A 4839-nucleotide genomic window follows, 5' to 3' on the forward strand; every position below is an offset into this window, starting at 1 on the left:
CCGCACCCCGCACCCCGCACCCCGCATCGACGAGGGTCGTCCCGGTCGCGCGGCGGCGGGCCCGCACCGGGCCTGACCGGGTGGCGGGGCCGGACGCGCGGCCCGGAGATGGCCCCATCCGGCCACGCCGGACCGTGCGAACGTCGTCGCCGCTTCCTAGGCTGGAGGGCCACACACCCGACCCCCCGGAGCATGCATGCACCTGTCAGCGCTGTCGGACTTCGACGCCGTCCCCCGGGACACCGAAGACGCCGTGTCCGTCCTGGTCGACATCACCGCCCCCGAACGCGAGGAGGAGACCGAACGCCCGCCCGCGACCCTCCAGGTCGTGCTGGACCGCAGCGGGTCCATGGGCGGAGGACGCCTGGACGGCGCGGTGCGCGCGCTGCTCTCCCTGGTGGAGCGGCTCGCGCCCTCCGACAACTTCGGACTCGTGTCCTTCAACGACCAGGCCCGGGTCGAGGTGCCCTGCGGGCCGTTGGAGGACAAGGCGCGGGTGCGCCGCCTGATCTCCGGGCTGCACGCGTCGGGCGGCACCGACCTGTCCAGCGGACTGCTGCGCGGCGTGCAGGAGGCCCACCGCGCCGGAGCCGACCGGGGCGGCACCCTGCTGCTGATCTCCGACGGCCACGCCAACCAGGGCGTCACCGACCACGACCTGCTCCGACAGGTGGCGGCCGACGCCTACGCCCACGGGGTCACCACCACGTCCCTGGGGTACGGCCTGGGCTACGACGAGGAGCTGCTGGGCGCGGTGGCCGACGGCGGCGCGGGCAGCGCCCTGTTCGCCGAGGACCCCGACACCGCGGGCGGCCTCATCGCCCGGGAGGCCGAGTACCTGCTGGCCAAGACGGCCCAGGCCGTGTCCCTGCGGGTTCCGTCCGGCCCGCTCCTGCGCTCCGTCTCCGTGGTGGGCGAGATGCCCTCCCACCGGCTCGCGGACGGATCCGTGGTGGTCGAACTGGGCGACTTCCACTCCGGGGAGCGGCGCCGCCTGCTGCTGCGCCTGGAGGTCCGCGGGCTGTCCGCGCCGGGCGCCGTCGCCGCGCTGGAGGTCGCCTACGCCGACCCGGCCACGCTGGACACCCGCACCGTGTCCCTTTCCGTCGAACTCGACGTGGTCGCGCGGGACGCGGCCGACGAGCGGGTGCCCCGGCCCGAGGTGCGCGCGGAGGAGGTCCTGCAGCGGGCGCAGACCGCCAAGAGGAGGGCCAGCGAGGCCATGCGGCGGGGCGACCGCTTCGGCGCCGCGGGTCTGCTGGAGGAGGCGCGGACGGACCTGGCCGACCACATGCCGGCGGCGCCCGCCGGGGCGGGTGCGGCGGCTCCGCCGCCGGAGGTGCTCGCGCAGATGGAGGAACTGCGGCGAATGGCGGGGATGTCCCGGACCGGCGACGCCTCCCGGGTCTCCAAGTCGCTGTACGCGAGCCAGGCGGGTTACTCGCGCAAGAGCGGCCGTCAGCGTCCGGGGGCCGCGCAGGACGGCGGGGAGCGGGCCGGAGGGGACGGGGACCGGGCGGAGGAGGACCGGACCGGCGGCAACGGGAGCCGGGACGGTGCCGCCGGTCCCGGTCAGGGCTCCGGCCCCGAGGTCAGGGGCGGCGGCCCCGGCCGGGGCTCCGGTCGCGGTCGCCGCGGTCGCCTCATCCGGGGCCAGCAGACCGACGGCGGACGACCCACCCCCGACGAAGTCGCTCCTTCCCCGCGGGAGTCCTGAGGCGGCCCCGCCCGGCTTCCGGACGCGGCCGGGGAAGCAGCCAGGGACGGCACACCAGGAAGATCAACGCGATCTCCACCGGCGCACCGGCGTAGTACATGAGCTGGGCTCCGGCATGGGCCTGTTCGGCGGGCACCCCCGGAGGCGGCACCGCGTAGAGGGACTTGGCCAGGACGTTGTGAGCGGCGACGGCCGCGACCAGGGCGGCGGCCCGCCACGGCGGAGGGAGCCGGTGCGGCGCGGGGTCGGGTCCGCCCAGCACCGCGAAGGTGAACAGGCATCCGGCGGCCAGCACGTGGGCGTGTACCAGGGCGTGCAGGAGCGGGTCGGTGTGCGTCGCGGCGTACAGGCCGGTGCGGTACAGCGCCCACAGGCCTCCGACGCTGAGCAGGCCCGCGACGACCGGATGGGTCGCGAACGCGGCGGGCGCCGACCGCAGAACCCGGGAGAGGGTGCGCGCGGCGTCCAGCGGCAGGGTCCGCAGGGCCAGAGTGGCCGGTGCCGCCAGGACCAGCAGGAGCGGGCCCAGCATGCCCAGCAGGACGTGCCCCGCCATGTGGGCGGCGAAGTCGTGGTGGGCCCGCTCGGCCAGGGGGCCGACCAGGGCCGCCCCCACGGCCGCGCATCCCGCCGCCCAGGCCAGGACGCGGATCCAGGGCCAGGCCCCGCCCCGGCGGCTCGGCAGGAGCGCCGCAACCGCGTAGACCGCCAGGGCCGCGCACACCAGTGCCAGGACGGCCCACGCGCCGGGAGCGAGGAGGCCGGGGACCGCGGTGGCGGGTTCGTGCCCGCGGTGGTCCACGGGTCAGGCCCGCCCGGGATCGGCACCCGACGCCCCGCGTGTCCGCCTCCGGGACAGGGTCCACAGCGCGACGCCCGCGACCAGCAGTGTCCCGGCGAGGATGTTCCAGGTCAGGTCGTAGGGCACCAGGTTCACGCCGTAGCGGATCTGGTGCAGGCCCATGAGTTTGTGCTGGACCAGCCCGTCGTAGAGCTGGAAGGACCCCGCCCCGGTCAGCCAGCCCGCCGTGAAGGCCAGCCCCCGGAAGCGGCGTTCCCGGCGCAGGGAGGCCACCATGAGCAGGGAGGCCACCGTGGCGAACCAGCTGAAGGCGTGGAACAGCCCGTCCGACACCAGGCCGACGCCGGTGGTCGAGAGGTCGTAGAAGTGGTGCCAGTGCAGCAGCTGGTGGAAGACCACCTCGTCCACGAACGCCACCGTGCCCAGCCCGAGCAGGACGCCCGCGGCCGTGTTGCGGCCGTGCGCCGTCGGCGGTCGCGCCCCCGCGTGCGCGGATGCCGTCATGGACGCCTCCCTGGGTGTATTGGCCTCTTCCGGGGGTTCCCGAGGGCCCCTGTTCCCGAGGACCGGTGCGCCGCCGTCGCGAAGGCGGCGTCACCGACCGTGCGGGCTCGCCGTGCCCCCCGACCGACCGGACGTAGTACCCCGCGCCCGGGACGGGTCGGCCCGCGAGGAAGCGGTCCGCCACGCGGACGCCCCGGGGAGGCCCTGCCTCCTCCGGGGCTTCCGGGTGCTGTCACTCGGGGTTCGGCCCGCGGCGCGGTCAGCGCTCGGCGTCGGCCAGCGCGGTGCGCACCGCGCCCGGGAGCTTCTGCTCCAGGAAGCGGGCCATGTCCTCCTCCTGGTGGAGGATGGCGGTCAGCTTGAGGGCGATCTGCTCCTCGCCGAGCGCGCGGGCGCCCTCGATCAGCGCCCGGTAGGAGGCGATCTCGAAGTGCTCGGCGGCGTAGTCGGAGAGGGCGTTCTTGACCATGGTGTCGCCCGCGGGCTTGTTGGCCATGCCCTGCACGGAACCCATCATTCCGGCCAGGGCGCTCTTGACCTTGGACACGCTGCCGCCCAGGGACTCGATGCATCCCTTGACCGTCTCGGCCTGCTGACGGGTCTCCTCGATGTGCCGCGTGATACGGGCGTGGACCTCGGGGTCCTTCTCCGCGTCCTTGGCGTGCCTCTCCAGCGTCTCCTCGAGGGACTTCTCCATCGAGTAGGCGTCGTTGAGCCAGGCGATGAGCTGCTCGCGGCTGTTCACACCGTTCCCCTTCGTTCGTCGTGTCGCTCGACCCTGGGCCCGCGACTACCCCTGGGGTCCGGCGACAAACGTCAGGGCACCTGGTAGGAGGAGTCGCGCACGTCGGTGATCGCCATGTGGCCCGGGGCGTGGCCGATGGCGAACTCCGGGGCGGAGGCCGTCACGGCCGCCTGCGGGGTGACCCCGCACGCCCAGAAGACCGGGATCTCACCGGGGCGCACCTCGACCGCGTCACCGTAGTCGGGCCGGTCCAGGTCCTCGATGCCCAGCGCGGCGGGGTCGCCCACGTGCACCGGGGCGCCGTGGACCGCCGGGTAGCGCGAGGTGATGCGCACCGCGTCGGCCACCCGGTCGGCGGGGATGGGCCGCATGGACACCACCAGCGGACCGCTGAACCGGCCCGCGGGGCGGCACGGCCGGTTGGTGGCGTACATGGCCACGTTGGTGCCCGCCTCGATGTGGCGCACCGGCACACCGGCCTCCAGCAGGGGCGTCTCGAAGGTGAAGCTGCACCCGATGAGGAAGGCCACCAGGTCGTCGCGCCACAGGTCGGTGACCTCGGTGCGCTCCTCGACCAGCTTCCCGTCGCGGTAGACCCGGTAGGCGGGCAGGTCCGTGCGCAGGTCGCCGTCGAAGACGGAGGCGTCCACCCGTCCCGGCTCGGTGACGTCCAGGACCGGGCAGGACCTGGGGTTGCGCTGGGCGAACAGCAGGAAGTCGAAGGCCGCCTCGCGGGGCAGCGCGATGAGGTTGGCCTGCGCGTAACCCGCGCTGTAGCCGGAGGTGGGGACCCGCAGGCCGTCGCGGAACAGCGCGCGGGCCTGGGACGGGGAGAGGTCGGCCGGAGAGGTCATTCGGTTCTGCCTTTCGTTCCGGGTGGGACGGACGGGCGGTGTTCCCGCGGCTGCCGGACCGCCCGGGAACGCCGTTGTCCCCGGGCGGCGTTCCCGCACCGCACGCGGTGTTCCCGCGCCGCGCGGAACGCTGTGCGCCGTGCGGGGGCTCCCGCGCGGCGCCGCGGCCCGTTCCCCGGTACGGAACCGGGTCCGCGGTCGTGTCGGGGCCCCCCCC

The 4839-nt window shown here is 75.0% G+C and carries 5 protein-coding genes; 1 reads left to right on the forward strand and 4 read right to left on the reverse strand.

All coding sequences use genetic code 11. The annotated features are described in order from the left end of the window. The first annotated feature begins 196 nt into the window (after positions 1 to 196). Positions 197 to 1717 carry a VWA domain-containing protein gene (locus DQW06_RS04970; protein WP_117198042.1) on the forward strand — a complete coding sequence of 507 codons (1521 nt, stop codon included), beginning with the start codon at positions 197 to 199 and terminating at the stop codon, positions 1715 to 1717. On the opposite strand, the gene DQW06_RS04975 is transcribed toward DQW06_RS04970, so the two are convergent. The 4 genes from DQW06_RS04975 to DQW06_RS04990 form a co-directional block, all read right to left on the reverse strand. Beyond that, complete coding sequence (locus DQW06_RS04975) at positions 1644 to 2519, reverse strand: cytochrome c oxidase assembly protein (protein WP_117198043.1); 876 nt, start codon at positions 2517 to 2519, stop codon at positions 1644 to 1646. The two genes, DQW06_RS04970 and DQW06_RS04975, sit on opposite strands and share 74 nt — an antisense overlap. 3 nt (positions 2520 to 2522) lie before the next feature. Continuing rightward, complete coding sequence (locus tag DQW06_RS04980; protein WP_019607947.1) at positions 2523 to 3023, reverse strand: DUF2243 domain-containing protein; 501 nt, start codon at positions 3021 to 3023, stop codon at positions 2523 to 2525. A 259-nt stretch (positions 3024 to 3282) separates the two neighbouring features. Then, positions 3283 to 3768, reverse strand: coding sequence for a ferritin-like domain-containing protein (locus tag DQW06_RS04985; protein ID WP_013154562.1), 486 nt, complete (start codon positions 3766 to 3768; stop codon positions 3283 to 3285). Between the two features lie 71 nt (positions 3769 to 3839). Next, a complete protein-coding gene (locus tag DQW06_RS04990; protein ID WP_013154563.1) occupies positions 3840 to 4622 on the reverse strand; it encodes a putative hydro-lyase in 783 nt (260 codons plus the stop codon). Positions 4623 to 4839: the final 217 nt, after the last annotated feature.

The organism is Nocardiopsis sp. TNDT3 (genome assembly GCF_003427465.1).
Classification (GTDB): Bacteria; Actinomycetota; Actinomycetes; order Streptosporangiales; family Streptosporangiaceae; genus Nocardiopsis; species Nocardiopsis dassonvillei.

Excerpts from the sequence above, each read along its gene's own strand:
- DQW06_RS04970 (WP_117198042.1), top strand. The coding sequence starts at position 197 with ATGCACCTGTCAGCGCTGTCGGACTTCGACGCCGTCCCCCGGGACACC.
- DQW06_RS04990 (WP_013154563.1), bottom strand. The coding sequence starts at position 4,622 with ATGACCTCTCCGGCCGACCTCTCCCCGTCCCAGGCCCGCGCGCTGTTC.
- DQW06_RS04980 (WP_019607947.1), bottom strand. The coding sequence starts at position 3,023 with ATGACGGCATCCGCGCACGCGGGGGCGCGACCGCCGACGGCGCACGGC.